This window comes from Streptomyces sp. NPDC088745, assembly GCF_044751045.1.
Lineage (GTDB): Bacteria > Actinomycetota > Actinomycetes > Streptomycetales > Streptomycetaceae > Streptomyces > Streptomyces cremeus.
In genome coordinates this window covers 130,268-154,444 of sequence record NZ_JBIVLB010000003.1, presented here as the reverse complement: position 1 = coordinate 154,444, position 24,177 = coordinate 130,268, and the positions used below count along the sequence as shown (strand labels likewise).

Here is a 24,177-nt window from a genome sequence, read left to right as displayed (position 1 = left end):
CGCCGGTCAGCGGGCGGGTCGGGTGACGGGGAGGGGCCGGGTCCTGCGCCAGTACGAATGGGCCGCCACGGCAAGGGCCAGACCGTACGGGGCGAAGGCGCCCATGCCCGCCCAGCTCACCAGGAGCGCGTCTGCGCCGGTGCGGAAGTCGCCCGGGGGGAGGTCGAGGACGCCCAGCGTGGCGAGGGTCAGGTAGCCGCTGCCGATCAGGCCGTACGGGACCAGGGTGGCCGCACCGAGGAGGGCGGGGGCCAGGGGCAGCCACCTCGGCACCCGCCGGCCCGCGAGGAACGCCGTCCACCGGGGGAAGACCTGGCCCCACGGACGTATCAGACCGAACAGCAGGACCACCCCGAGCAGGGCGAACAAGGCGGTCGGGTCGAGGCCCCGGGACTCCAGGGCCAGCCACGCGTCCGAGGCCCCGTTGCGGCGCGACACCTCCAGCACCTCGGCCCCGGACATTCCGGCGAAGGTTCCGCCGAGAGCCCAGACCGTCTTCATCGTGGCGTACGGAAGGAAGGCCGCGGCGCCCACGACGGCGACGAGGTGGACGCGGGAGGAGGCGGCGGCCGCGGGCGCGTGGCGCCCCGAACGAGGCCGCCGCCCAAGGGAGTCGGCGCCCAGGAGCACTGCCCCGATGAGACCGAGGGCGTGGTGTGCGGCGGCGGCCGGGTGGGCGGGGAGGCTGCCGGTCAGCAGCATCAGGACGTCCATCAGAAGGCCGAAACCCGACACGAGTGACAGCGCGGCGGCGATCAGCAGGGCGCGGCGGACCGCGAGCCGGGCACTCCGCCGGCGTCGGGCCGCAAGAGCGGCGGTGGCCAGGCCGGCGACGGCGACCGCGCCCCAGTCGCAGGCGGCCGGGGCCTCGTGCGGCCCCAGGCTGAGGAGAGGGACCCCGGCGAGGGCGCAGCCGGCGGCGAACGCCCCGTGGACGACCGCCCAGACGAGGAGAAGGCGGGAGCCGGGACGGGCCGGAGGTGTGATCCTGGTCATATCGCGCAGTTTCACACCCGGCGCGGGACGGGCGCGTCGATCGCGAGTACCCAGCGCCTCCACCGGTCGGGGGAGAGAACCGTACGCCCCGGGGTGGGGCCAGCACCCCCCTCCCGCCTGCGGAAAACCTCCAGTACTGCGGTATCACACCCGAGTTGGCTCCCTGGTGTGACGCCGCGCGCCCCACCTCTTTCCTACCTTTCCGGCTGTCGGGTCAGCACGCCGCGGAAGGGCCGCGAGGTGCGGAAAGGGGCGGGGACATGCAGCGGTCGCACCGATTCAGGAGGACTCTCGCCGCCGTCGCGCTCGTCGCGACGATGGTCGCGGGCACCGCGGGCTGGGTCTCCGCCGACGCGCAGGCCCCCGTCACCGGTCCGCCCCCGGGCTCCGCCGCGTGGCGCGGTGAGGGGCTGATCGACCCGGCCGCCAGTACGCCGCGTCAGGTGGCCGCGTTCTTCCGGGGGTTGAGCGCCGAGCGGCGGGCGGAGCTCGTACGGCGGCACCCGCTGGTCGTCGGCAACCTGGACGGCGCTCCCGTCGCCCTGCGGTACGCCGCGAACCGGGCGGCCGTCGCCGCCGACGGGCGCTTCGGGCGGCTGCTCGGGCCGGGCCGGCAGATCCTCGCCTTCGACCCGCGCGGCCGCGGCCAAGTGGCCGAGGTGTACGGGGACCTGGAGCGGGCCCGGCACGTCGCGGTGATCGTGCCCGGGTCGGACATCGACGCGGGGACGTACGACCGCAGGAGGGACCCGTACGGGACGCCCTCCGGAATGGCGCGGAGTCTGCGGGACGAGACCGGCGCCGGGACGGCGGTCGTCGCCTGGGCCGGGTACACCACCCCGGTCGGCGTCGGCGTCGACGCGGCGACCGGGGGCCTCGCGGAGGCGGGGGCGGACCGGCTGGCACGGTTCGCGGACGGGCTGGCCGCGGTGGGGGCGCCGGCCCCGGCGGTGTTCTGCCACAGCTACGGGTCGGTGGTGTGCGGGCTGGCCGCGCCCCGGCTGGCCGCCGCGGACATCGTGGCGTTCGCGTCGCCGGGGATGCGGGTGGACTCGGCCGCCGAGCTGCGCACGTCGGCGCGGGTGTGGGCGGCGAAGGACCCCACGGACTGGGTCGGGCGCGTCCCGAACGTCGAGGTGCTGGGGCTGGGGCACGGGGCGGACCCGGCGGACGCCCGCTTCGGGGCGCGGCGGGTGGAGGCGCGGGGGGCGCGGGGGCACACGGGGTACTTCGTGCCGGGGACGGACTCGTTGCGGGCGTTCGCGGCGATCGCCGAGGGGCGGATGCCGTGAAGGCGACCACTCGGGCCCTCGTCGCCCGCTTTCGGTGCCGTCCGGTGCCGCGCCGGGCGCCCGTACCGGACGCGCGACCGCCCACGGTTCCCGTGCGGGTGCGTCGTGGCTGGTCGCGCAGTTCCTCGCGCCCCTGACGGGGCTCCCCCCGGATGCGACCGCGCCGGTGCGCCGTGGTCGCTCGCGCAGTTCCCCGCGCCCCCCTGACGGGGGCTCTCGTTCACTCGGAAGTCTGAAGGAAACCTCATGAACCTCGCCGCCATCGCGGGAAAGATCGACGCGCGGACGCCCGCCCACCGGGACCGGGCCGTCGACGGGTTGCGGGCGCTGGCCCTGCTCGCCGTGCCCACCGGGCACTGGCTGCTCGGCGGCTTCACCGTCGACGCCGACGTCGGGTCGCTGCACAACGCCAGCCCGCTCAGCACCTTCTCCGGGCTCTCGCCGCTGAGCTGGGTGCTCCAGATGCTGGGGATCTTCTTCCTCGTGGGCGGCTACGCGGCGGTCCTCTCGTACAAGCGGCACGCGGGAACGAGTGCCGAGTGGCTCAAGGGACGGCTGGTGCGGCTGGGGCGGCCCGTGCTCGGGGTGACCGCCGTGTGGGCGCTCATGGTGCCCCTGCTGTACGGGCTCGGGGTGCCCGAAGCCACCCTGCGGACCGGCGCGAAGCTCGTCGTGCAGCCGCTGTGGTTCGTCGCGGTGTACGCGGTGATCACCGCGCTCACGCCGCTGTGCGTGCGGGCGGCCCGGCGGACGGGCGCCTGGTCGGCCGCCCCGCTCATCGGGACCGTCGCGGCCGTCGACTTCCTGCGGTACGGACCGTACGCCGACGCGATGCCCTCCTGGCTGAGCCTGCTGAACCTGCTGCCGGGATGGCTGTTCGCGTACCAGCTCGGCGTCGCCTGGGGCGAGAAGCGGCTCGGCAAGCGCGCCGCGTACGTCCTGCTGATCGGCGGCACCGTCCTGTTCGCCGCGCTGCTCCTCGCCTTCCACTACCCGGCGTCCATGGTCGGCGTGCCCGGCCAGGACCGCACCAACTCGCACCCGCCGTCCCTGCTCGTCCTCGCGCTGGCCGCCGCCCAGAGCGGCGCCGCGATCCTGCTGCGGGACCGGATCGCGAAGCTCCTCAAGCGGCCCGCGCTGTGGGCGCCCGTCGTCGTCATCAACCTCTCCGCCATGACGATCCTGTGCTGGCACCAGACCGCGATGCTCGCCGCCGCCGTCCCCGCCTCGTACATCGGGACGATCCCCGGGCTCACCGAGGCGCCCGTCACCCTCGGGTGGATCGCCGCCCGGCTGGCGTGGCTCCCGCTGTTCGCGGTGCTGCTGGTGGTGATCGGGAAGTACACCCGGGTCTTCGAGAACCCCGGGCGGACCGCCCTGGGCGCGACGAAGGCCCGCCGGGCGGCCACCGGGCTGCTCGCGGCGGGCTTCACGGTCTTCGCGCTGGGCCTCGCGTGAGGAGGCCCCGCCCGGAGCCCGGCTACTCGCGGCCCGCCGACGTGAACGCCATGTCGGCGTACCGGCCGCCCCGCACCTGCCCGGCGATCGGCTCCAGCAGCGCCAGTTCGTCCGCGGAGAGGAGCAGGTGCGCGGCGGCCGCGTTCTCCTCGACCCGGGTCCGCCTGCTGGTCCCCGGGATCGGCACCACCGACACCCCGTGCACCCGCGCCCGCTGCTGCACCCACGCCAGCGCCACCTGCCCCAACGTGACGCCCCGCGCGCGGGCCACCTCGCGGACCGGGTCGAGCAGGGTGGTGTTGTGCTGGGCGTTGTCGCCGGTGAAGCGGGGCTGCTGGCGGCGGAAGTCGCCCTCGGTGAGGTCCTTCTCGGCGCTGGTGAAGGAACCGGTGAGGAAGCCCCGGCCCAGCGGCGAGTACGCGACCAGGGTGGCCCCCGTCTCCGCGACCGCCGGGACGACGCCCGCCTCGATGTCCCGGCTGAACAGCGACCACTCCGACTGCACGGCCGCGATCGGGTGCACGGCGTGCGCGGCGCGCAGCTCGGGTCCGGTGACCTCGCTCAGGCCGAGCTGCTTGACCTTGCCCGCCGCGACCAGTTCGGCCATCACGCCGACGGTCTCCTCGATGGGGACGTTCACGTCGCGCCGGTGCATGTAGTAGAGGTCGATGACGTCGACGCCCAGGCGGCGCAGGCTGTCGTCGGCGCAGGCGCGGATGTGGGCGGGGTCGTTGCGGATGATGCGCCGGGTGCTGTCCTCGGGGTCGATGGTCAGCGCGAACTTGGTGGCGAGGGTGATCTCGTCGCGGTGCGCGGCGACGAAGGGGGCGAGGAACTCCTCGTTCTCGCCGTTCGCGTAGGCGTCCGCGGTGTCGTACAGCGTCACGCCCAGTTCCAGGGCGCGCTCCAGGGTGGCGCGGGCCTCGCCGGCGTCGGTGGGACCGTACGCGAAGCTCATGCCCATGCAGCCGAGGCCCTGGACGCCGATCTCGGGACCGGTGGGGCCGCCGAGGCGGGTGGTGGGGACGCGGGGGGTGTTCGTCATGCGTGAGTCCTCAGTACCTCTCCGACGCCCGGCGCGATTCCGCGTAGACGTCGATCTTGTAGTCGAGTACGGCGAGCGTGTCCTGCAGCTCCGCGATGCGGGCGCGCACGTCACGCCGGGTGGCCTCCAGCAGTTCCTGGCGCGCTTCGAAGGTGTGCTCCCCCTCGCGCACCAGTTCCGCGTACCGCACCATGTCCGCGACCGGCATCCCGGTCAGCCGGAGCTTGCCGACGAGGGCCAGCCAGTCCAGGTCCCGGTTGCGGAACCGGCGCTGGCCGGTGTGCGAGCGGTCCACGTGCGGCATCAGCCCGATCCGCTCGTACCAGCGCAGGGTGTGCGCGCTCAGGCCGGTGACCCGGGCGACCTCGCTGATCGTGTAGTGGTCGCGCCCCTCGGGGAGGGGGTGGCCGGGGGCCGGGGCGCACGAGGCCCGGTGGGTGCGTACGGGACTGCTGTCGATCACCGTCATGTCCTCCACGCTAGAACCTTGGAGTGCACTCCAAGCAAGCACAATCCGCAGGAGATTCCCGCGGTGCGCCGCTACCGTGCCCCGCATGGACGATGCGACCCCACCCGCCGTGCGCGTGCGGCGCGCGACGGCGGACGACGCGGCGGAAGTGCTGCGCCTGCGCCAGGTCATGCTCGACTCGCTGCGCGCACCGGGCCACCCCGCCCCCGCGGACTGGCAGGCCGCCGCGCTGCCGGGCCTGCGTAGGAGACTGGCCTCCCCGGACGGGGACTTCGCGGCCTTCGTCACCGAACACCCGGCCGGCGGCGGCCTCTTGGGCTCCCTCGCCGTCGGTACGGTCGACTACCGCATCGGCGGCCCGGGGGACCCCCTGGGCGCGCGGGGCCACGTCTTCTCGGTCGCCACCGACCCGGACGCCCGCCGCCGGGGCCACGCCCGCGCGTGCGTGGGCGCGCTCCTCGCCTGGTTCCGCGAGCGCGGCGTGGTCCAGGCGGGCCTCTCCGCCTCCCCGGAGGCCGAGCCCCTCTACACCTCCCTGGGCTTCACCCGGCGCCCGCAACCGGAGATGCGCCTGACCCTGTGACGGGTCCCCGGCCGCGTCCCGCTCACCCGCACGGAACCGGGCGGCGCCCGCGGGCCGCCCACCGGTCCACCGGCCCGCGGAGGGCGGCGGCCGGGCGCCCGTTACGCTCGACGTCATGCAGAGCGTGTCGATGATCGAGTCCTGGCCTGTGCCCACCGCCGCCACCGCCGTCGTCCGGGCGGACGGCACCGTCCTCGGGGCCCACGGGGCGACCGCCCACCGCTTCCCCCTCGCCTCCGTGTCCAAGCCGCTCGGCGCCTACGCCGCCCTCGTGGCGTACGAGGAGGGGGCCGTCGAGCTCGACGAGCCCGCGGGCCCGCCCGGCTCGACCGTCCGGCACCTGCTCGCCCACACCAGCGGCCTCGCCTACGACGAACCCCGGGTGACCTCGGAGCCGGGCGCGCGCCGCCTCTACTCCAACGCGGGTTTCGACGCCCTCGGCGACCACATCGCCAAGGCCACCGACATCCCCTTCGGCGAGTACCTCCGCCAGGCCGTCCTGGAGCCCCTCGGCATGACCGCCACCACCATGGACGGCTCCCCCGCCCGCGACGGCGTCTCCACGGTCGAGGACCTCACCCGTTTCGCCGCCGAGCTCCAGGCCCCCCGGCTCCTCGACCCCCGCACGGTCGCCGAGGCCACCCTCACCGTGCACTACCCCGGCACCAAGGGCGTCCTCCCCGGCTTCGGCCACCAGAACCCCAACGACTGGGGCCTCGGCTTCGAGATCCGCGACTCCAAGTCCCCGCACTGGACCGGCGCTTCCGCCTCGCCCCGCACGTTCGGGCACTTCGGCCAGTCCGGTACGTTCCTGATGGTCGACCCGGACGCGGGGCTCGCGATCGTCGCCCTGACCGACCGGGCCTTCGGCCCCTGGGCGGCGGAGGTCTGGCCCCCGTACATCGACGCGGTGCTCGCCGAGGCACGCACCGCCTGACTCCCGCGCGGGAGTACCGGCAGGGACTCCGCCTACCCCTGGGCGGCGGGGGCCTCGCGAATCTTCCTCGCGCGCTCCAGGAAGCTGTTCTTCGCCGCGAGGAGCGCCGCGAAGTCCTTCGGCTTCTCCTCGATCCACTTCCGCTGGAGTTCGCCGTCCACCCGGAACCAGGTGCGGACGAGCCCCGTCCGCACCTGGCACCGCACGTCCTGGACCGCGACCGCCTTCTCGGCCTCCGTCGGCGGCTTCGCCATGTCCCACCGCGGGTCGCCGACCGCCTCGGCGGGCGTCGCGTAGGCGTGGCCCGCAGCCCGCATGCACGCGCTCCAGTCCCGCGTGGCCCGCACCACCCGCGGGTCCTTCGCGGACTCCTCCAGCGCCTTGGAGCTGAATCGCATCGCCGGGGCGTCGTCGTAGCGGATGCCGCGCCACAGGGCGTCGTTGGCGCGGCGCTGGCAGCCCGACTCCTCGTCCGTGGCCGCCTTCTTCTCCTCCGGCGTGAGGCCGAGCTCGCGGCGCTGCTTCTTCTCGTAGACCTCGGTGGGGCTCAGCAGCGCCGGCACGTGGTGGTAACCGAAGGACCGTGCCACGTCCGGCTCCACGACCCCGTACCGGCGGCGGTTGCGCCAGTCCCCGAAGTCGGGGCGGTCGATGAGCCGCCACTCGAAGCCGAGCTTCTTCATGCACTGCCGGGTGAGCAGGTCCGCCGCCGCCTCGCCGTCGTAGATCTCGTCGACCGACAGGAGGTACGCGTCCATCGGCAGCCGCAGTGCGAGGACCTCGGCGGAGGGCGCCGGAACCTCCGGCACGCGTACACCGCGCGGTTCGGGCTGCTGCGTCGCGCACCCCGCCGTCAGCGCCAGGGGGACGGCCAGCGCCGCCGAGAGCCACGCCCCCGCCCGTTTCTTTCTCTTCCGTACGACGTCGTCGCCGTTCACTTTTCTCCCCGGACCGTGAAACGAAAAAGCGGGGGGCCGGTTCTCCGGCCCCCCGGCTCTCCTGCTACAGGAACTTCACACAGCTCGCCTTGTTGTCGAAGTTGTTGTTGCTGAAGTCGCTGTCCGACGAATTGGGCTTCGCCGTGTAGCTGGAACCCGTACACGAACCGCCGATGTCCCACAGGCCGACGTAGGAGTTCGTCTGGTTCCGCATGGAGCTGGCGCCGTTCTGCATGACCTGCGTGGTGCCGGCCCAGTACTTGTTGTTCAGCTCCACGTCGGAGCCGTTGAAGACGGCGTAGTGGCCACCGTAGTTGTCGTGCTGGTACAGGTTGAAAGCCGCGTTCGCGGCGGGGGCGACCCCGAGCGCGAGGGTGGCCGCGGCGGCCATGGTGCCGAAACGAAGAGCGAGCTTGCGACGCATGCTGTTCCTCTCGTTCATCTGCCGGACATCCGTCCGACGACTATTCGACAGAACACCGAATCAATGGAATTCCGGTGGATCGGTCTCTCGAATCCGGGACGGAGCCAACCACCGCGCCCATTCGGGTGTCAACGAATGAATTCATTACGGCCACGAGTCCGCAGTCGGCCCGCAGCGGCTGAATTCCTCCGTGCTTTCCCGTGCCCTTCATGCATCCTTCTTGACAGCCGCCCGGCACTCGAACCACACCGTCTTCCCCGCCCGGCCGCCGCCCCTGGGCTCCACCCCCCAGGCGTCCGTCACCGCCCCCACCAGCCACAGCCCCCGCCCGGCCTCCTCCTCCGCGTCGCCGTCCGGCGCCCCGGCCCGTACGACCGGAAGCTCCGGGCAGTCGTCCGCGACCTCCACCCGCACCCCTTCCGCGCCGCACAGGAACACCATCGAGCAACGCCGGCCCGGCACATGCCGGACAACGTTCGCGACGAGTTCGGTGAGGGCGAGTTCCGCCGCGTCGGCGAGGTCCAGCAGCCGCCAGTTGGCGAGGTACACGCGCAGGATGCGCCGCAAGTGCCTGGCAGAGTGCTCACCGACGGTGAAGCCGGTGCGGTAGCTCGCGCCGAGGGGGTCCCCAAGCTCCGGTGCCTGAGGGGCAGTTGTGTGATTCATGCCACCAGAGTGCGTTCGGCCAACTACACTCGGCTACGTACTGGATCGAACCCTGCCACTCGTTGCAGGAGTACGTCGGGAGGCCCCCACCGTGGCTCACATCCGCTCCCTCGACCCCAGCGCCTCACCCCTCGACTACTACGGCTTCGAACTGCGCCGTCTGCGCGAGGAAGCGGGCCTGCGGCAGTGCCAGCTCGGCGAGGCGATCTTCTGCACGGGCTCGCTGATCGGCCAGATCGAGACCACGAAGAAGATCCCGACCCGTGACTTCTCCGAACGCGTGGACGCCGCGCTCGGCACGGACGGCCTGTTCTCCCGGCTGATTGGGCTCGTCCTGCGGAGCCAACTGCCGACGTGGTTCCAGCCGTACGCGGACATGGAGGCGAAGGCGGCGTACATCTCGACGTACCAGGCGCAGTTGGTGTACGGGCTGCTCCAGACGGAGGAGTACGCGCGGGCCGTCCTCGCCACCGGCATGCCGGACGACCTGGAAGGGCTGGTCGCGGGTCGTATGGAGCGACAGCGCATCCTGGAGCGAGAACGCCCTCCGCTGGCCTGGGCGATCCTCGACGAGGCTGTCCTGCATCGGCCGATCGGCGGCCGCGAGGTCATGCGAGACCAACTCGCGCACCTGTTGAGCTTCATGGGGAAGCGGTGGATAAGGGTTCAGGTGTTGCCGTTCGAAGCGGGCGCGCACAAAAGTCTGGACGGAATGTTCAACCTCCTGCGGTTCGATGACGACCCGGACATCATCTACACGGAAGATCTGATCTCGGGCCACATGACAGCCGACGCCGAGACGATCCGCGAAGCCTCGCTCCGTTACGCTCACTTGCAGGCCGCAGCCCTCTCCGTGGAGGATTCAGCGGCACTGATCACGCGCGTGATGGAGGAACGATATGGAGCACGGTCCGGACCTGGAAAACGCGCGGTGGCGTAAGTCCAGCTACAGCGGCAGCACGGGCGGCGACTGCGTCGAGGTCGTCAGCAACTGCCCGACCACCGTCCCCGTCCGCGACAGCAAGAACCCCGACGGCCCGGTCCTCTTCTTCGGTCCGGCCGCCTGGAGCACGTTCGTGGACACCCTGCGCTGAGCACGACGAAGGGCCCCGCACCTGGTGTCAGGTGCGGGGCCCTCGTCGTGCGCTCAGCGCGACATGGTACGCAGTACGTCCGGCACGACGTCGAGCAACGGGGACCACACATGCACCAGGGCACGGCAGAGGGCGGGCAGTTCAGCCCGCTGGAGGACAACGACCCGCGCACGGTGGCGGGTTACCGCATCGCCGCCCGGCTCGGCGCGGGCGGCATGGGGCAGGTGTACCTCTCGTACACGCCCGGCGGGCATCCCCTCGCCGTGAAGGTGATCCGGCCCGAACTCGGGGACGACCCCGGGTTCCGGCAGCGGTTCCGGGCCGAGGTGCAGGCGGCGCAGCGGGTGCAGGGGCTCTACACCGCGCCCGTCATCGACTTCGACACCGAGGGCGTACGGCCCTGGCTCGCGACGGCGTACGTCGCCGGGCCCTCGCTGGCCGTCGCGGTGGACGAGCACGGGAAGCTGCCGGTGGCCGCCGTGCTGCGGCTGGTGGCCGGGATGGCGGAGGCGCTGAAGGTCATTCACGGCGCCGGGATCGTGCACCGGGACCTGAAGCCCGCGAACGTGCTGCTGGCCGCCGACGGGCCCCGGGTCATCGACTTCGGCATCGCGCGGGCCGCCGACGCCACCGCGCTCACCGGGACCGGTGTCACCGTCGGCACGCCCGCGTTCATGTCACCGGAGCAGGCGGCGGGCCGGGAGGTCGGTCCGGCGTCGGACGTGTTCGCGCTGGGGCTGGTGGCGGTGTTCGCCGCCCTCGGCGCCTCGGCGTACGGGCAGGGCAACTCGCACGCCGTGCTGTACCGGATCGTGCACGAGGAGCCCGACCTGAGCGGGCTCCCGGGCGAGCTGGCCTTCCTCGCGCGCTGTCTCGCCAAGGACCCGGCGGAGCGCCCGGAGCCCGGCGAGATCATCGACCTGTGCCGGGCCGCCTCCCCCGTGCCCCTGTCCCAGCAGGGGAGCTGGCTGCCCGAGCCGATGGAGGCGGACATCCACCGCCGCACCCGGGCCTGGGCCGCGATGCGCACCTCCCTGGACGCCGCCCCGGGACCGTCCGTGCACCACGCCCCGACGGTCACCGCCACCCCGCCGTCGGCCACTCCCCCGCCGCCCAGCGCCCTGCCGACACCGCCGCCGACGGGCCCCGTCCCGTACCACCCCGCCCCGTACAACCCCACCTCGTACCCCACCAGCCCCCAGCACAGCCTGCACTCCGCCCCGTACCCCGCGCAGCCGCAGCCGGTCTGGACGCCGCCCGCGCCGAAGAAGAAGATGAGCGGCGGGGCCGTCGCCCTCATCGTCATCGCGGCGGTCCTGCTTCCGGTCGGCGGCTGCGCGGCGCTCCTCGCCGGTCTCGCCGGCAACAGCGGCAACGACGCCAAGCGGCCCGGCGCGCAGGCGAGCGGCACGCCCCGCCCCGACCCCAAGCCGGTCACCTACAAGGGCGTGCACCTCACCAACGACTACTACATCCGCTTCGCCGACTCCCCGCCCCAGCCGGTCCACTCGGGCGACGCCGCCTACGAGGACGACGCCGACTTCTACTACTGGAGCGACGACCGCTACCTCGGCAGCCACGGCGAGAAGGTGTCCCTCCTCAACAACTCCCAGGAGGGGTCGCTGAAGACCTGCCGGGCGGAGACCCGGTTCACCGAGCGCGTCACCGTGTCGCAGGTCTCCAAGGGCTCGCAGCTCTGCGTGCACACCGAGTCCGGGCACATCGCCCTGGTCACCTACCGGGGCCGCTCCGGCGCCTCCGAGCCCGCCGACTACGTCACCCTGGACCTCACGGTGTGGCGCAACGCGGCGGAGCCGTCGGGCAGCGGCTACTGAGCCGCCCGGAACTCCCACACCAGCACCTCGGCGCGGGTCGTCGCCGTCAGGCCGGGGCCGGGTCCGCCGCCGACGCGCGCCGAGTCGCCGGGGCCCAGCTCCTGTCCGTCCAGGGCCACTTCGCCGCGCACGACGTGGACGTACGCCTCGCCGGGCAGGTCCGTCCGGCCGCCCGCCGGGAGCCGTCGTGCCGTCAGGGCCGCGCCCGCCGCCGTCAGCTCGTAGGGGGCGGCGGCGAGGTCCCGGACCAGTGTGTACGCGGGCTCGCCGCCCGGTGCCAGCGGCGCCAGCCACATCTGGACGAAGACCAGGGGGTCCGGGCCCGCGTTGCGTTCGACGTGGCGCACGCCGTCGGCCGCGCTCAGGTGCTGGAGGTCGCCGGGGCGGACCAGCGTGGCGCGGCCCGTGGAGTCCAGGTGGGTCAGCTCGCCCTCGACGACCCAGGTGACGATCTCGGTGTGGCTGTGCGGGTGTTCGTCGAAGCCCGCGCCGGGGGCCAGGCGTTCCTCGTTGCAGGCGAGGACCGGGCCGAAGCGGAGGTTGTCCGGATCGTAGAAGTGGCCGAAGGAGAAGGCGTGCAGGGACTCGATGCCGGCGGCCGGGTCGCCGCCCCGGTACCGGTCCGCTGAGCGTCGTACGGAGATCACGGAGCCAGCCTAGGGCCGCGCGCGGGCCTCCGGGGGCGGTCTCCGCGCGGCCTGCCGATCACGCCCGCCGCCGGATAAGGCAGTCTTGTCCCCGTGCCCCGATCCGATCCCGAAGCGCAGCAGCCCGGCGCAGCCGCCGAAGCAGAAGCCGAAGCGGCCGCCGCGAACGACGTCTACGACGCCCACCCGCACTCCGCGACGCTCAAGCGGCTGGAGCAGTCCGCCGGCTCCCTCGCCGCGAGCGCCATCGCGCGCATGGACGAGACGCTGCCCTGGTACCGGGCGATGCCGCCCGAGAACCGGTCGTGGATCGGACTGGTCGCGCAGGCCGGCATCGCCGCGTTCACCGAGTGGTTCCGGCACCCGGAGACCCCGCAGGCCATCTCCACCGACGTGTTCGGGACGGCTCCGCGCGAGCTGACCCGGGCGATCACGCTGCGCCAGACCGTCGAGATGGTCCGGACGACCATCGAGGTCATGGAGTCGGCCATCGAGGAGGTCGCCGCCCCGGGCGACGAGTCCGTGCTGCGGGAGGCGCTGCTCGTGTACGCCCGGGAGATCGCCTTCGCGACCGCCCAGGTGTACGCGCAGGCCGCCGAGGCGCGGGGGGCGTGGGACGCGCGGCTCGAATCGCTCGTCGTGAACGCCGTGCTGTCCGGGGAGGCCGACGAAGGGGCCGTCTCGCGGGCCGCCGCGCTGGGGTGGAACGCCCCGGAGCACGTGTGCGTCGTCCTCGGCACCGCCCCCGACGGGGACTCCGAGCTGACCGTGGAGGCCATCCGGCGGGCCGCCCGGCACGCCAAGCTGCAAGTGCTGACCGGGGTGCTCGGTTCGCGGCTGGTCGTCATCGCCGGGGGCAGCGACAACCCGTTGCAGGTCGCGAAGGCCCTGATCGGGCCGTACGCGGCCGGGCCCGTCGTTGCGGGACCCGTCGTCCCCGACCTGCTGGCCGCCACCCGCTCCGCCCAGGCCGCCGCCGCCGGACTGAAGGCGTGCACGGCCTGGCAGGACGCCCCGAGGCCCGTGCTGGCGGACGATCTCCTGCCGGAGCGGGCGATCGCCTCCGACCGTGGCGCGCGGGAGCAGTTGGTGGAGGAGATCTACAGACCGCTGGAGGAGGCCGGTTCGGCACTCCTGGAGACCCTGAGCGTTTATCTGGAGCAGGCGAGCAGCCTGGAGGGGGCGGCGCGGATGCTGTTCGTGCACCCCAACACCGTGCGCTACCGGCTGCGACGTGTGACGGACGTCACCGGATGGTCGCCGTCCGACGTCCGATCGGCCTTCACGCTCCGTATCGCGCTCATCCTGGGGCGTCTGGCCGACGGCGAACAGCCGTCCTAGACTTTTGTCGGATACAAACAATGAGACCGTCGGTTCTTCGTCCCAGTCCCCACGGGCAGAAGACGCCGCCCACAAGAGAGAGTGTGAGGGTGCTCGTACTCGTCGCTCCCGGCCAAGGCGCTCAGACGCCCGGCTTCCTGACCCCCTGGCTCGACCTCCCCGGCGCGGCCGACCGCGTCGCGGCCTGGTCCGACGCCATCGGTCTCGACCTCGTCCACTACGGCACGAAGGCCGACGCCGACGCCATCCGTGACACCGCCGTCGCCCAGCCGCTGCTGGTCGCCGCCGGTCTCCTCTCGGCGTCCGCGCTCGGCGACATCTCCGGCGCCGGCGCCGTCGCCGGGCACAGCGTCGGTGAGATCACCGCCGCCGTGTTCGCCGGCGTGCTCGCCGACGAGGCCGCGCTGCGTTTCGTACGGACGCGCGGACTCGGCATGGCCGAGGCCGCCGCCGTCACCGAGACGGGCATGTCCGCCCTGCTGGGCGGCGACCCCGAGGTGAGCGTCGCTCACCTGGAGAAGCTCGGCCTGACCCCGGCGAACGTGAACGGCGCCGGCCAGATCGTCGCCGCCGGCACCGCCGAGCAGCTCGCCGCGCTGGACGCCGACAAGCCCGAGGGCGTGCGCCGCGTGGTGCCGCTGAAGGTGGCCGGCGCGTTCCACACCGAGCACATGGCTCCGGCCGTCGCGGAACTGGGCAAGGCCGCCCAGGACCTCGCCGTGTCCGACCCCTCCCTGACGTACGTCTCGAACGCCGACGGCAAGACCGTCGCCGCCGGCTCCGAGGTCGTCTCGCGCCTGGTCAGCCAGGTCTCCAACCCGGTCCGCTGGGACCTGTGCATGGAGACCTTCCAGACGCTGGGCGCGACCGCGATGATCGAGGTCTGCCCCGGCGGCACGCTGGTCGGGCTGGCCAAGCGCGCCCTGCCGGGCGTCAAGACCCTCGCGCTCAAGACCCCCGACGACCTCGACGCGGCCCGCGCGCTCCTCGCCGAGCACGCGAGCGCGTAAGGAGCGAGCCATGTCGAAGATCAAGCCCAGCAAGGGCGCTCCGTACGCGCGCATCCTCGGGGTCGGCGGCTACCGCCCGACCCGGGTGGTGCCCAACGAGGTGATCCTCGAAAAGATCGACTCCTCCGACGAGTGGATCCGCTCGCGCTCCGGCATCGCCACCCGGCACTGGGCCGACGCGACCGAGACGGTGGCGATGATGTCGGTCGAGGCGTCCGGCAAGGCCATCGCGGACGCCGGGATCTCCCCGGAGCAGATCGGCGCCGTCATCGTCTCGACGGTCTCGCACTTCAAGCAGACCCCGGCCGTCGCGACCGAGATCGCCGACCGGATCGGCGCGGGGAAGCCCGCCGCCTTCGACATCTCCGCCGGGTGCGCGGGCTTCGGCTACGGCCTGACCCTCGCCAAGGGCATGATCGTCGAAGGGTCCGCCGCGTACGTGCTGGTCATCGGCGTGGAGCGGCTCAGCGACCTCACCGACCTGGAGGACCGCGCGACGGCCTTCCTGTTCGGCGACGGCGCGGGCGCGGTCGTCGTGGGCCCCTCCGACGAGCCGCACATCGGCCCGACCGTCTGGGGTTCCGAGGGCGACAAGTCCGAGACCATCAAGCAGACCGTCGCCTGGGACCAGTGGCGGGTCGGCGACGTCGCGCAGCTTCCGCTGGACAGCAGCGGCGAGGTCAAGTTCCCCGCCATCACGCAGGAGGGCCAGGCGGTGTTCCGCTGGGCCGTCTTCGAGATGGCGAAGGTCGCCCAGCAGGCGCTGGACGCCGCCGGGATCGCCCCCGAAGACCTGGACGTCTTCATTCCGCACCAGGCCAACATGCGGATCATCGACTCGATGGTGAAGACCCTCAAACTGCCGGAACACGTCACGGTCGCCCGTGACATCGAGACCACCGGCAACACCTCGGCGGCCTCGATCCCGCTCGCGATGGAGCGGCTCCTGGCCACCGGACAGGCCAAGAGCGGGGACACCGCCCTGGTCATCGGCTTCGGGGCGGGTCTCGTCTACGCCGCGACTGTCGTTACCCTCCCCTAGGGCGTCTGCGGGTTTCCGCCCGCCTGCCGCCCGCACCCGCTGAAATTCACCCTTAACCGAAGGAGCGCCGTCATGGCCGCCACGCAGGAAGAGATCGTCGCCGGTCTCGCAGAGATCGTCAACGAGATCGCCGGTATCCCGGTCGAGGACGTCCAGCTGGACAAGTCCTTCACCGACGACCTGGACGTCGACTCGCTGTCCATGGTCGAGGTCGTCGTCGCCGCCGAGGAGCGCTTCGACGTGAAGATCCCCGACGAGGACGTCAAGAACCTCAAGACGGTCGGCGACGCCGCGAAGTACATCCTGGAGCACCAGGCCTGATCAGGCCGGCAACCGGGACCGGGCCGCCCCGTCGCCGGGGTCGCCCGTCCGTAGCGCCGTACTCGCCACCCGGCGGTGGCGCCGTAAAGATTCCCCCTCTACACGTGGAGAAAGAATTCCTGTGATCCCGACCAATCGCACCGTGGTCGTCACCGGTATCGGCGCAACTACACCGCTGGGTGGCGACGCCGCGTCGACCTGGGAAGGTCTGCTGGCCGGACGCAGCGGCGTCCGCCCCCTGGAGGGCGAGCGCTTCGCCGAGCTGCCGGTGCGCATCGCCGCCCAGGCCGCGGTCGACCCGTCCGAGGTGCTGCCCCGGCCGCTCGCCCGCAAGCTGGACCGTTCCGCGCAGTTCGCCGTGATCGCGGCCCGCGAGGCGTGGGCCGACGCGGGCTTCACCGCCAAGGCCGGCGAGGACGAGCAGATCTCGCCCGAGCGCCTGGGCACCGTGATCGCCTCCGGCATCGGCGGCATCACCACCCTGCTCGACCAGTACGACGTGCTGAAGGAGAAGGGCGTCCGCCGCGTCTCCCCGCACACCGTCCCCATGCTCATGCCGAACGGCCCCTCGGCCAACGTCGGCCTGGAGATGGGCGCCCAGGCGGGCGTGCACTCCATGGTCAGCGCGTGCGCCTCGGGCGCCGAGGCCGTCGGCTACGCGATCGAGATGATCCGCTCCGGCCGCGCCGACGTCGTCATCGCCGGCGGCACGGAAGCCACCATCCACCCGCTTCCGATCGCCGCCTTCGCCAACATGATGGCGATGTCCAAGAACAACGACGAGCCCGAGCAGGCCTCGCGCCCCTACGACACCGCCCGTGACGGCTTCGTCCTGGGCGAGGGCGCCGGCATCGTCGTCCTGGAGTCCGCCGAGCACGCCGCCGCGCGCGGCGCCAAGGTGTACTGCGAGGCCGTCGGCCAGGGCCTGTCCTCCGACGCCCACCACATCGCGCAGCCCGAGCCCACCGGCCGGGGCATCGCCGCCGCCCTCCAGCAGTTGCTGGACTCCACCGACCTCGAAGCGTCCGAGGTCAGGCACCTCAACGCGCACGCCACGTCCACCCCGCAGGGCGACGTGGCCGAGATCAAGGCGCTGCGCAAGGTGCTGGGCGACGACCTGGACCACGTCGCGGTCTCCGCCACCAAGTCCATGACCGGCCACCTGCTGGGCGGCGCGGGCGGCATCGAGACCGTCGCGACGGTCCTGGCGCTGCACCACCGCACGGCCCCGCCGACCATCAACGTCGACGACCTCGACCCGGAGGCGGCGGAAGCGGACATCGTCCGCGACAAGCCGCGCGCGCTGCCGGCCGAGGGCACGATCGCCGCGATCAACAACTCGTTCGGCTTCGGCGGCCACAACGTGGTGCTGGCGTTCCGCACGGTCTGATCCGTTCGCGTACGTTCCATCCGTTCGCGTACCTTTCCGTACGCTCTCGTACGTTTCCGGTGCACGGCGAAGGCCCGCCCCCTGCTTCTCGCGGGGGCGGGCCTTCGCCGTCGCCGTGCGCCGTCGCCCGCTCCGCGGCGCTCGTGCCGCCGTACGGCCGGCGCCTCAGCGGATCGCGAAGACCGGCACCGGCTCCGCGAGGTGCTTGAGGCTGCTGTACTGGTTGGGCTGGTCCTCGTTGACGACGACCACCGTGGAGCCCGGCCCCTGGTGCAGCGACGCCGAGGACGGGTTCGGGGTCCGTGACCCGAGAACGCCGAGCGGGGCCGCGGTCCTGCGCCCGGTGCGCAGGTCGTACGAGGCCAGGTAGGGCGTGTCGTCACCCCGGATGAGGACGGTGAGCCGCCCGTCCGTGCCGGTGAGCAGCGCCGTGGCCAGGTCGGGGAGCCGCTTGAGCCACTGCCGTTCGCCGGTGGCCAGGGAGAACGCGCCCACCCAGCGCACGCTGGTCTCCCCCGGGGTGATCGCCCCCGCGACGAGCCGGTCGCCGACCACGCGGGCCTGCCCGGGCAGCCCGATGAGGCCCTCGCTCTCGGAGTTGGCGTTCCGGTTGCCGTCGGCGTGGCGGGAGACCTTCAGGACCGCGCGGGCGCGCCCCTTGTCGTCGTACGACAAGAACGCGTCCACCCCGCGCTCGTCCCGCTCCTTGACCCGCAGGACCACCGGCGCGGTCGAGGCGAAGTACGCGCTGAGCGCGGGCGACTCCACGGGCAGGGCGGTGCGCCAGAGCTGCTTGCCGGTGGCCGCGTCGAGGGCGATCAGCCGGGTCACCGAGGCGTCCCCGCCGTACTCCTTGACGCACTCCTCCATCAGGAGGACCCGGTCCGCGGAGGCGTCCAGCGCACCGGCCGTGCACAGCCGCTTCTTCGGGAACGGCCGTGTCCAGGCCTGCTTGCCGGTGTTCGTGTCGAAGGCCCGCAGCCGCTCCGTCTCCACCGCGACGGCGGTGCGGCCCGCCAGGGCGAAGCTGCCGGTCCGGGCCCGGGTGTCGTACTCGTCGTGGCGCAGCTTCTGCTGCCAGCGGGTCCGCCCGGTGGCGAGGTCGACCGCGGCCAGCTCCGCGCACGGCTGGTCGTGGCGGGCGTACCCGATCAGGGCGAGGTCCGCTCCGGCGCGGGTGGCGGTGCCGCACACCGTGCGCCGCGTCGGCACGGGCGTCTGCCACTGGCGGCGGCCGTCGGCCAGGGAGTGCGCGGTGAGCGTGTCCGGGGTGATCCGCACGAGGTTCGGGCCGCCGGGCAGCGTCCAGACGCTGCGGATGTCGTACGTGCTGCCGCCGTTGTCCGACCCGGTGTTCTCGTACGGGAGGGACCAGGCCACGGAGCGGGCCTTGCCGGGCAGCGAGGCGGCCCAGGAGCCCGCGGGCCACAGGAACGCGGCGAGGCCCGCCAGCACCAGCGGGAGGGCGATCCAGGCCCGCTTGCGGTGCGGGGAGGGGCCGGTGACCTTGCCGTCCGGTCCCTTGGGGGGCGGCGGCACGACGACGGCGATGAAGGCCAGTACGGTGATCAGCACCGCGATCACGCCGAGGACCGTGAAGGCGTGCGCCCAGCCGTCGACGGCCGCGGACCCGGGCAGGCAGTTGTCGCCGGTGCAGACGCCCTCGATCCGCTCCAGCCGGGAATCCTCGATGTGGAACCTGACCGCTGCCGCGACCAGGCCTCCCGAGATGACGACGGCGGCCCCGGCCACCACCTGACCCACGCGCACTTCCTACCCCCCACAGGTAAAAACTCGTTCAACTGTGGGCGGAATCTATCCCGGTCCCGGGCGGTGCGGTCGGCGGGGGCCGGAATCGGGGGCGGGCCGCCGGTGCGGCCGGTCAGACCACCTGGTGGAGCCAGCGCACCGGGGCGCCCTCGCCGGCGTACCGGAAGGGTTCCAGCTCGTCGTCCCAGGGCTTGCCGAGCAGTTGGGCGACCTCCGCCTCCAGGTCGCTCTCCCCGTGCACGGAACGGGCGAGCGCGGCGCGCAGCCGGTCCTCGGGAACGAGGATGTCGCCGTGCATGCCGGTGACGGCGTGGAAGATGCCGAGCGCCGGGGTGGAGCTGTAGCGCTCGCCCTCGGCGGTGGGGCAGGGCTCCGCGGTCACCTCGAAGCGGAGCATGTCCCAGCCGCGCAGGGCGGAGGCCAGTTTGGACGCCGTGCCCGCCCTGCCCTGCCAGGAGAACTCGGATCTCCAGGTGCCGGGCGCGGCGGGCTGCCTGATCCAGTCGAGCCCGACGCGCACGCCGAGGACGGAACCCACCGCCCATTCGACGTGGGGGCACATCGCGCGCGGTGCGGAGTGAACGTAGAGAACTCCACGTGTCGTCACCGGGACCTCCTGCTGTGTGGGTCGAGGTTCGCGAACACCTGCGGCCTCGTACTCCCTGCGCCCTGCGGTCGGGGGTGACACGCCTGGCCGAATCCCGAGGCTGTCAACAGTAAACAGCATCCGGGGTGAAACTCCTGAAAAGGGACAGTATGTGACGTCATGTAATGTACCGGGGCCGATGGGACGGGTCACAGCGCCGTCCGGTGCTGTGGCCGGTGCGGTCCCGGTGGGGAAAAGCTACCGTGCGGCGCGCCCGGGGGTGTGACGTACTGTCGGTCCGGGGGCGGGGCGAAATACCGGGTGTGTGGCTGGATTCCGGGCTTTTCCACCCCGGGTCCACGGGAGGGTCACGGCGCGGAGGGAACACGGACATGCGGGAGAGCGGTACGAAGGGTCCGGCGCGGCGGCTGCGCGCGGCGGCCGCGGCGGCGTCGGCCCTGCTCGCGCTGGTCGCCGGGTGCTCGGACGGCGGAGCGCGCGAGGGGGCGGGCCCCGCCCCGGCGCGGAGCACCGCGAAGCCCTCCGCGAAACCCACCCCCACGTGGGACCGGTCGCCGTCCTCGCTCGTTGCCGTCGGCGATTCGATAACACGCGGGTTCGACGCGTGCGAGGTCCTGGCGGACTGCCCGCAGGCGTCCTGGGCGACCGGTACGCACGCGTCCGTACGGAGTCTCGCGGTGCGGCTGTTCGGCGCTGCGGGCGCCGCGTCGCGGAGCTGGAACCTGGCGGTGACCGGGTCGCGGATGGCCGACCTGCCCCGGCAGACGGCGCGGGCGGTGGGGCACCGGCCCGAGCTGATCACCGTGATGACGGGGGCCAACGACGCGTGCCGCAGCTCGGTCGCGCAGATGACGCCGGTCGCGGACTTCCGCCGGTCGTTCGAGCGGGCGCTGAAGGAGGTGCGGACGGAGCTGCCGAGGACGCAGGTGTACGTGGCGAGCGTGCCGGACCTGAAGAGGCTGTGGTCGCTGGGGCGGGGCAATCCGCTCGGCAAGCAGGTGTGGGGACTGGGGATCTGCCCCTCGATGCTGGGCGACGCGGACGCGGCGGACGCGGCGGCGGTGGCGCGGCGGGAGGCGGTGCGGGAGCGGGTGGTGGCGTACAACGGGGTGCTGGCGGAGGTGTGCGGGCGGGATGCCAGGTGCCGCTACGACGGGGGCGCCGTCTTCGACTACGCCTTCACCGGGGCCCAGCTCAGCCAGTGGGACTTCTTCCATCCCGGCGTGAACGGCCAGAACCAACTCGCGGCCCTCGCCCACCAACGCATCACCGCCCCGGACTAACCCCGGGGCCCTTTGCGCGCCGCAGCCCCCAGCACCCCTCCTGGACAGCGCCCTCGCCCCCTCGCACGCCGCAACCCCCTTCGCCCTGCGCCCCCGTCCCCCCGGGGCGACGGGCCCGTCCTTTCCCTTCCCCTCGTCCCCTTGGGCGACGGGGCCGCCCCAAGGGGGCGGGACGGGCGGGCAAGGGGGCGGCCCCTTCCGCTCCCGGCCCGCCCGGGTGCCGCCCCCCTGCCCGAGCGCCTGCGCCGGACGCGCGTCTCCGCCGAGGCCGTGAGCTCAGCCCCGGCACCGGACGCACAGCCCCGTCCGGCTCGGGCAGAGAGGCCCCGGACCCGCCCCTTTCCCTGAAGCGCTCGCCGCGCGGCCAAGGGGAACGGTTCCCGTGCAGGAGCGTCGTGGCTGGTCGCGCAGTTCCCCGCGCCCCTGAAGGGGCGCCGCCCTCGGTGGGAAACGTGCGGGGGCGTCGTGGCAGGGTGCGCAGTTCCCCGCGCCCCTAGAGGGGCACCGTCAGGCGGGGGTCCGTCAGGGAGTGGGCGAGGGTGAGGGTGTACGGGCCCTCGATCAGGGTCCAGGAGGAGGCCGCCTCGTCCCAGATCTCGAAGGCCCGGCGCGGAAGATCGAGCGTGACCTCGACCGTCTCCCCCGCCCCCGCCGTCACGCCCCCGAACGCCGCCAGCCACCGCGCCGGACGCCCGGCCGTGTCGGAGACCGGGGCGACGTACGCCTGCACGACCTCCCGGCCCGCCCGGTCTCCCGTGTTGGTGAGGCGGACCGTCACCGACCTGCCGGAACCGGAGACGGTGGCCGACTCGTACGACCAGGTCGTGTAGCCGAGGCCGTGGCCGAAGGGGTAGGCGGGGGCGGTCCCGGCCCTGTCCCAGGCGCGGTAGCCGATGAAGACGCCCTCGGCGTAGGGGAGTTCGCCGTCGACCGGGGCGACCTGGGTGACGGGCGCGTCGGAGAAGGCGGCCGGCCAGGTGGTCGGCAGACGGCCGCCCGGCTCCTCCGCGCCCAGGAGCACGTCGGCGAGCGCCGCCCCGCCCTCCTGGCCCGGGAACCAGGTGAGGAGGATCGCGGAGACCTCCTCGCGCCACGGCAGCTCGACCGGCGAGCCGGAGTTGACGACGACGACCGTGCGCGGATTGACCGCGGCGACGGCGCGGACCAGGTCGTTCTGGCGGCCCGGGAGGGCGAGGTCGGTCCGGTCGAAGCCCTCGGACTCGACGCGGTCGGTGGTGGCGACCACGACGACGGCGGTGTCGGCGGTGCGCGCGGCCTCGACGGCCTCCGCGATCAGCTCGTCCGCGTCGCGCCGCGGCGAGAGGTGGGACAGCGAGAACATCACGGCGGTGAGCGGCGAGCCGGTGCTCTTCTGGACCACGTGGGTGAGGGAGACCGTCACCGGCCGCCCCTCGGTGAGGTGGAAGCGGCCGCGCTCCTCGGGAGCGCCGAAGAACGACTCGAACGGGTCGGCCCCCTCGCGCGGGCCGTGGAAGTCGTCGTAGCAGGTCTCGTCGCCGACGGTGAGGGTGAAGCGGCCCAGGCCCCGGGTGCCGAAGACGTGCTCGCCGGTCTCGCGGGGGGTGAAGGTGCCGGTGATCTCGACGGAGTGCAGGTTGTCGTGGCTGACGCCGTCGGGGAGGTCGTCGCCGATCCACTGGACCTGGCCGTTGGGCAGGGAGCCCGCGCCGATGACCTCGCCCTTCTCGTCCCGGCAGACGGCGCGCAGCTCGAAGCCCTTGTCGGCGACCGCGAGCTCGTCGCTCGGGTCCGCGCCGACGCAGTAGCTGAGGGCCCCGGCCGGAAGCGCCTCGGTCAGGCCGTCGAGCGGTGAGACGACCCGCTCCGGGAAGACCGTCGCGGAGCCTCCGCCGAGCACCCGGGCGTCGCGGGCGGCGGCGCCGGAGAGCGCGACCGTGCCGCTGGACGCGAGCGGGAGGACGTCGCCCTCGTTGCGCACCAGGACGATCGCCCGGTGGGCGACCTCGCGGGCGACCGCCTGGCCGTCGATCCCGGCGGGGAGGTCCGAGGGGGAGACGACCGCCGGGGCGCCGTCCAGGACGCCGACGCGGGCGGCGAGGCGCAGGACGTTGCGCACCGCCTCGTCGACGACCGACTCCTCGACCTCGCCCGCGCGCACCGCACCGGCGAGCGCCTCGCCGTACACCGTCTGCGGACCGGGCATCGCGACGTCGAGGCCGCCCTCGACGGCGCCCTTGGTGGAGCGGGCCGCCATCCAGTCGGAGACGATCGCGCCGTCGAAGCCCCACTCGCCGCGCAGCACCTCGTTCTGGAGGTGGCGGTGCTCGGACATGGTGGTGCCGTTGACCGAGTTGTAGGCGCACATGATGCCCCACGGGTGGGCGTTCCGGGTGATCGCCTCGAAGGGGGCGAGGTAGAGCTCGCGCAGCGGGCGCGGGTCGATCAGGTTGTCGACGGTGAAGCGGTCGGTCTCCGCGTCGTTGCCGACGAAGTGCTTGACCGTGGTGCCCACGCCGCCGTCCTGGACGCCGTTGACGTAACCGGAGCCGATCTCACCGGTGAGGTACGGGTCCTCGGAGTAGCACTCGAAGTGGCGGCCGCCGAGGGGCGAGCGGTGCAGGTTGACGGTCGGGGCGAGGAGGACGTGCACGTCCTTGCGGCGGGCCTCCTGGGCGAGCAGGCGGCCGGCCCGGCGGGCCAGCTCCGGGTCCCAGGTGGCGGCGAGCGCGGTCGGGGACGGGAGGGCGATCGAGGGGTCGTCGGCGGTCCAGCGCACGCCGCGCACGCCGATCGGGCCGTCGGAGAAGACGAGGGACCTCAGGCCGATCTCCGGGAGGGCCGGGAGGGACCACATGTCCTGGCCGGCCAGCAGGCGGGTCTTGGCGTCGAGGTCGAGCCTGCCGAGTGCGGCGCCGACGACGTCCTCGCGGACCTGCTCGTCGTCGCGGGTGTGCTGGGTGGTGGACTCGCCTGCCACGGCCGTACCTCCTCGTTGAGATCTGCTGGTGCCCCCATGGTTACTCGGTTCACCTGTAGAACGGTAGGGT

23 protein-coding genes are annotated in these 24,177 nt (G+C 73.2%); 13 read left to right on the top strand and 10 right to left on the bottom strand.

The features are described 5' to 3' along the window. Nucleotides 1-6: 6 nt before the first annotated feature. Nucleotides 7-996 (bottom strand): hypothetical protein, encoded by a 990-nt coding sequence (locus ACIP93_RS09910; RefSeq protein WP_401757234.1) that lies wholly within the window; start codon nt 994-996, stop codon nt 7-9. 260 nt (nt 997-1,256) lie between these two features. On the opposite strand from ACIP93_RS09910, the gene ACIP93_RS09905 reads away from it, so the two are divergent. Both ACIP93_RS09905 and ACIP93_RS09900 read left to right on the top strand, forming a co-directional pair. After that, nucleotides 1,257-2,288 (top strand): alpha/beta hydrolase, encoded by a 1,032-nt coding sequence (locus ACIP93_RS09905; RefSeq protein ID WP_401757232.1) that lies wholly within the window; start codon nt 1,257-1,259, stop codon nt 2,286-2,288. 246 nt (nt 2,289-2,534) lie between these two features. Continuing rightward, nucleotides 2,535-3,746 (top strand): acyltransferase, encoded by a 1,212-nt coding sequence (locus ACIP93_RS09900; RefSeq protein WP_345223218.1) that lies wholly within the window; start codon nt 2,535-2,537, stop codon nt 3,744-3,746. Nucleotides 3,747-3,768: 22 nt separating this feature from the next. Here ACIP93_RS09900 and ACIP93_RS09895 read toward each other — a convergent pair whose 3' ends face one another. Beyond that, nucleotides 3,769-4,791, bottom strand: a complete 1,023-nt coding sequence (locus ACIP93_RS09895) for an aldo/keto reductase (RefSeq protein ID WP_401757230.1) — start codon at nt 4,789-4,791, stop codon at nt 3,769-3,771. Nucleotides 4,792-4,801: 10 nt separating this feature from the next. Further along, the gene (locus tag ACIP93_RS09890; protein ID WP_401757228.1) at nt 4,802-5,260 is read right to left on the bottom strand and encodes a MerR family transcriptional regulator; all 459 of its coding nucleotides are present in this window, start codon (nt 5,258-5,260) and stop codon (nt 4,802-4,804) included. Between the two features lie 85 nt (nt 5,261-5,345). On the opposite strand from ACIP93_RS09890, the gene ACIP93_RS09885 reads away from it, so the two are divergent. Together ACIP93_RS09885 and ACIP93_RS09880 are read left to right on the top strand one after the other, a co-directional pair. Then, nucleotides 5,346-5,843 carry a GNAT family N-acetyltransferase gene (locus tag ACIP93_RS09885; protein WP_401757226.1) on the top strand — a complete coding sequence of 166 codons (498 nt, stop codon included), beginning with the start codon at nt 5,346-5,348 and terminating at the stop codon, nt 5,841-5,843. 115 nt (nt 5,844-5,958) lie between these two features. Next, nucleotides 5,959-6,780, top strand: a complete 822-nt coding sequence (locus ACIP93_RS09880; RefSeq protein WP_401757224.1) for a serine hydrolase domain-containing protein — start codon at nt 5,959-5,961, stop codon at nt 6,778-6,780. A gap of 32 nt (nt 6,781-6,812) precedes the next feature. Here ACIP93_RS09880 and ACIP93_RS09875 read toward each other — a convergent pair whose 3' ends face one another. The 3 genes from ACIP93_RS09875 to ACIP93_RS09865 form a co-directional block, all read right to left on the bottom strand. Continuing rightward, nucleotides 6,813-7,718, bottom strand: a complete 906-nt coding sequence (locus ACIP93_RS09875) for a hypothetical protein (RefSeq protein ID WP_401757222.1) — start codon at nt 7,716-7,718, stop codon at nt 6,813-6,815. A 64-nt stretch (nt 7,719-7,782) separates the two neighbouring features. Continuing rightward, nucleotides 7,783-8,142: a peptidase inhibitor family I36 protein gene (locus tag ACIP93_RS09870; RefSeq protein ID WP_345223212.1), complete on the bottom strand. Its 360-nt coding sequence runs from the start codon at nt 8,140-8,142 to the stop codon at nt 7,783-7,785. 207 nt (nt 8,143-8,349) lie between these two features. Next, nucleotides 8,350-8,808 (bottom strand): ATP-binding protein, encoded by a 459-nt coding sequence (locus ACIP93_RS09865; protein ID WP_401757219.1) that lies wholly within the window; start codon nt 8,806-8,808, stop codon nt 8,350-8,352. A gap of 91 nt (nt 8,809-8,899) precedes the next feature. Between ACIP93_RS09865 and ACIP93_RS09860 the strand changes: the two genes are divergently transcribed. The 3 genes from ACIP93_RS09860 to ACIP93_RS09850 all read left to right on the top strand — a co-directional run bounded on the left by ACIP93_RS09860 (nt 8,900) and on the right by ACIP93_RS09850 (nt 11,737). Beyond that, on the top strand, nt 8,900-9,748 hold the full coding sequence (locus tag ACIP93_RS09860) for a helix-turn-helix domain-containing protein (RefSeq protein ID WP_401757217.1): 849 nt from the start codon (nt 8,900-8,902) through the stop codon (nt 9,746-9,748). Beyond that, on the top strand, nt 9,708-9,902 hold the full coding sequence (locus ACIP93_RS09855) for a DUF397 domain-containing protein (protein ID WP_401757216.1): 195 nt from the start codon (nt 9,708-9,710) through the stop codon (nt 9,900-9,902). The genes ACIP93_RS09860 and ACIP93_RS09855 overlap by 41 nt, the downstream gene beginning before the upstream one ends. A 110-nt stretch (nt 9,903-10,012) precedes the next feature. Continuing rightward, on the top strand, nt 10,013-11,737 hold the full coding sequence (locus ACIP93_RS09850; protein ID WP_401757214.1) for a serine/threonine-protein kinase: 1,725 nt from the start codon (nt 10,013-10,015) through the stop codon (nt 11,735-11,737). On the opposite strand, the gene ACIP93_RS09845 is transcribed toward ACIP93_RS09850, so the two are convergent. Beyond that, entirely contained in the window at nt 11,731-12,384 is a 654-nt protein-coding gene (locus ACIP93_RS09845; RefSeq protein ID WP_345223207.1) for a pirin family protein, read from the bottom strand. The genes ACIP93_RS09850 and ACIP93_RS09845 overlap by 7 nt on opposite strands. Nucleotides 12,385-12,477: 93 nt before the next feature. Between ACIP93_RS09845 and ACIP93_RS09840 the strand changes: the two genes are divergently transcribed. From ACIP93_RS09840 to fabF, 5 genes are all read left to right on the top strand, one after another. Continuing rightward, nucleotides 12,478-13,725: a PucR family transcriptional regulator gene (locus tag ACIP93_RS09840; protein ID WP_380837010.1), complete on the top strand. Its 1,248-nt coding sequence runs from the start codon at nt 12,478-12,480 to the stop codon at nt 13,723-13,725. An 89-nt stretch (nt 13,726-13,814) separates the two neighbouring features. Further along, nucleotides 13,815-14,735 carry an ACP S-malonyltransferase gene (locus ACIP93_RS09835; RefSeq protein WP_401757211.1) on the top strand — a complete coding sequence of 307 codons (921 nt, stop codon included), beginning with the start codon at nt 13,815-13,817 and terminating at the stop codon, nt 14,733-14,735. Nucleotides 14,736-14,745: 10 nt separating this feature from the next. Next, a complete protein-coding gene (locus tag ACIP93_RS09830; protein ID WP_345223205.1) occupies nt 14,746-15,777 on the top strand; it encodes a ketoacyl-ACP synthase III in 1,032 nt (343 codons plus the stop codon). Nucleotides 15,778-15,849: 72 nt separating this feature from the next. Then, nucleotides 15,850-16,098, top strand: a complete 249-nt coding sequence (locus ACIP93_RS09825; protein WP_345223204.1) for an acyl carrier protein — start codon at nt 15,850-15,852, stop codon at nt 16,096-16,098. Between the two features lie 121 nt (nt 16,099-16,219). Further along, a complete protein-coding gene (fabF, locus tag ACIP93_RS09820; RefSeq protein WP_401757208.1) occupies nt 16,220-17,488 on the top strand; it encodes a beta-ketoacyl-ACP synthase II in 1,269 nt (422 codons plus the stop codon). A 165-nt stretch (nt 17,489-17,653) separates the two neighbouring features. On the opposite strand, the gene ACIP93_RS09815 is transcribed toward fabF, so the two are convergent. Next, on the bottom strand, nt 17,654-19,252 hold the full coding sequence (locus tag ACIP93_RS09815; RefSeq protein ID WP_401757206.1) for a PQQ-binding-like beta-propeller repeat protein: 1,599 nt from the start codon (nt 19,250-19,252) through the stop codon (nt 17,654-17,656). Nucleotides 19,253-19,370: 118 nt separating this feature from the next. Next, on the bottom strand, nt 19,371-19,865 hold the full coding sequence (locus ACIP93_RS09810) for a DUF3145 domain-containing protein (protein ID WP_345223201.1): 495 nt from the start codon (nt 19,863-19,865) through the stop codon (nt 19,371-19,373). A gap of 371 nt (nt 19,866-20,236) precedes the next feature. On the opposite strand from ACIP93_RS09810, the gene ACIP93_RS09805 reads away from it, so the two are divergent. Then, complete coding sequence (locus ACIP93_RS09805; protein ID WP_401757204.1) at nt 20,237-21,148, top strand: SGNH/GDSL hydrolase family protein; 912 nt, start codon at nt 20,237-20,239, stop codon at nt 21,146-21,148. A gap of 493 nt (nt 21,149-21,641) precedes the next feature. Here ACIP93_RS09805 and ACIP93_RS09800 read toward each other — a convergent pair whose 3' ends face one another. Next, nucleotides 21,642-24,107 carry a glycoside hydrolase family 3 protein gene (locus ACIP93_RS09800; RefSeq protein ID WP_401757202.1) on the bottom strand — a complete coding sequence of 822 codons (2,466 nt, stop codon included), beginning with the start codon at nt 24,105-24,107 and terminating at the stop codon, nt 21,642-21,644. Nucleotides 24,108-24,177 lie beyond the last annotated feature (70 nt).

Coding starts and splice junctions, on each gene's coding strand:
- ACIP93_RS09910 (WP_401757234.1), bottom strand. CDS start 996: ATGACCAGGATCACACCTCCGGCCCGTCCCGGCTCCCGCCTTCTCCTC.
- ACIP93_RS09905 (WP_401757232.1), top strand. CDS start 1,257: ATGCAGCGGTCGCACCGATTCAGGAGGACTCTCGCCGCCGTCGCGCTC.
- ACIP93_RS09900 (WP_345223218.1), top strand. CDS start 2,535: ATGAACCTCGCCGCCATCGCGGGAAAGATCGACGCGCGGACGCCCGCC.
- ACIP93_RS09895 (WP_401757230.1), bottom strand. CDS start 4,791: ATGACGAACACCCCCCGCGTCCCCACCACCCGCCTCGGCGGCCCCACC.
- ACIP93_RS09890 (WP_401757228.1), bottom strand. CDS start 5,260: ATGACGGTGATCGACAGCAGTCCCGTACGCACCCACCGGGCCTCGTGC.
- ACIP93_RS09885 (WP_401757226.1), top strand. CDS start 5,346: ATGGACGATGCGACCCCACCCGCCGTGCGCGTGCGGCGCGCGACGGCG.
- ACIP93_RS09880 (WP_401757224.1), top strand. CDS start 5,959: ATGCAGAGCGTGTCGATGATCGAGTCCTGGCCTGTGCCCACCGCCGCC.
- ACIP93_RS09870 (WP_345223212.1), bottom strand. CDS start 8,142: ATGCGTCGCAAGCTCGCTCTTCGTTTCGGCACCATGGCCGCCGCGGCC.
- ACIP93_RS09865 (WP_401757219.1), bottom strand. CDS start 8,808: ATGAATCACACAACTGCCCCTCAGGCACCGGAGCTTGGGGACCCCCTC.
- ACIP93_RS09855 (WP_401757216.1), top strand. CDS start 9,708: ATGGAGCACGGTCCGGACCTGGAAAACGCGCGGTGGCGTAAGTCCAGC.
- ACIP93_RS09850 (WP_401757214.1), top strand. CDS start 10,013: ATGCACCAGGGCACGGCAGAGGGCGGGCAGTTCAGCCCGCTGGAGGAC.
- ACIP93_RS09830 (WP_345223205.1), top strand. CDS start 14,746: ATGTCGAAGATCAAGCCCAGCAAGGGCGCTCCGTACGCGCGCATCCTC.
- ACIP93_RS09825 (WP_345223204.1), top strand. CDS start 15,850: ATGGCCGCCACGCAGGAAGAGATCGTCGCCGGTCTCGCAGAGATCGTC.
- ACIP93_RS09805 (WP_401757204.1), top strand. CDS start 20,237: ATGCGGGAGAGCGGTACGAAGGGTCCGGCGCGGCGGCTGCGCGCGGCG.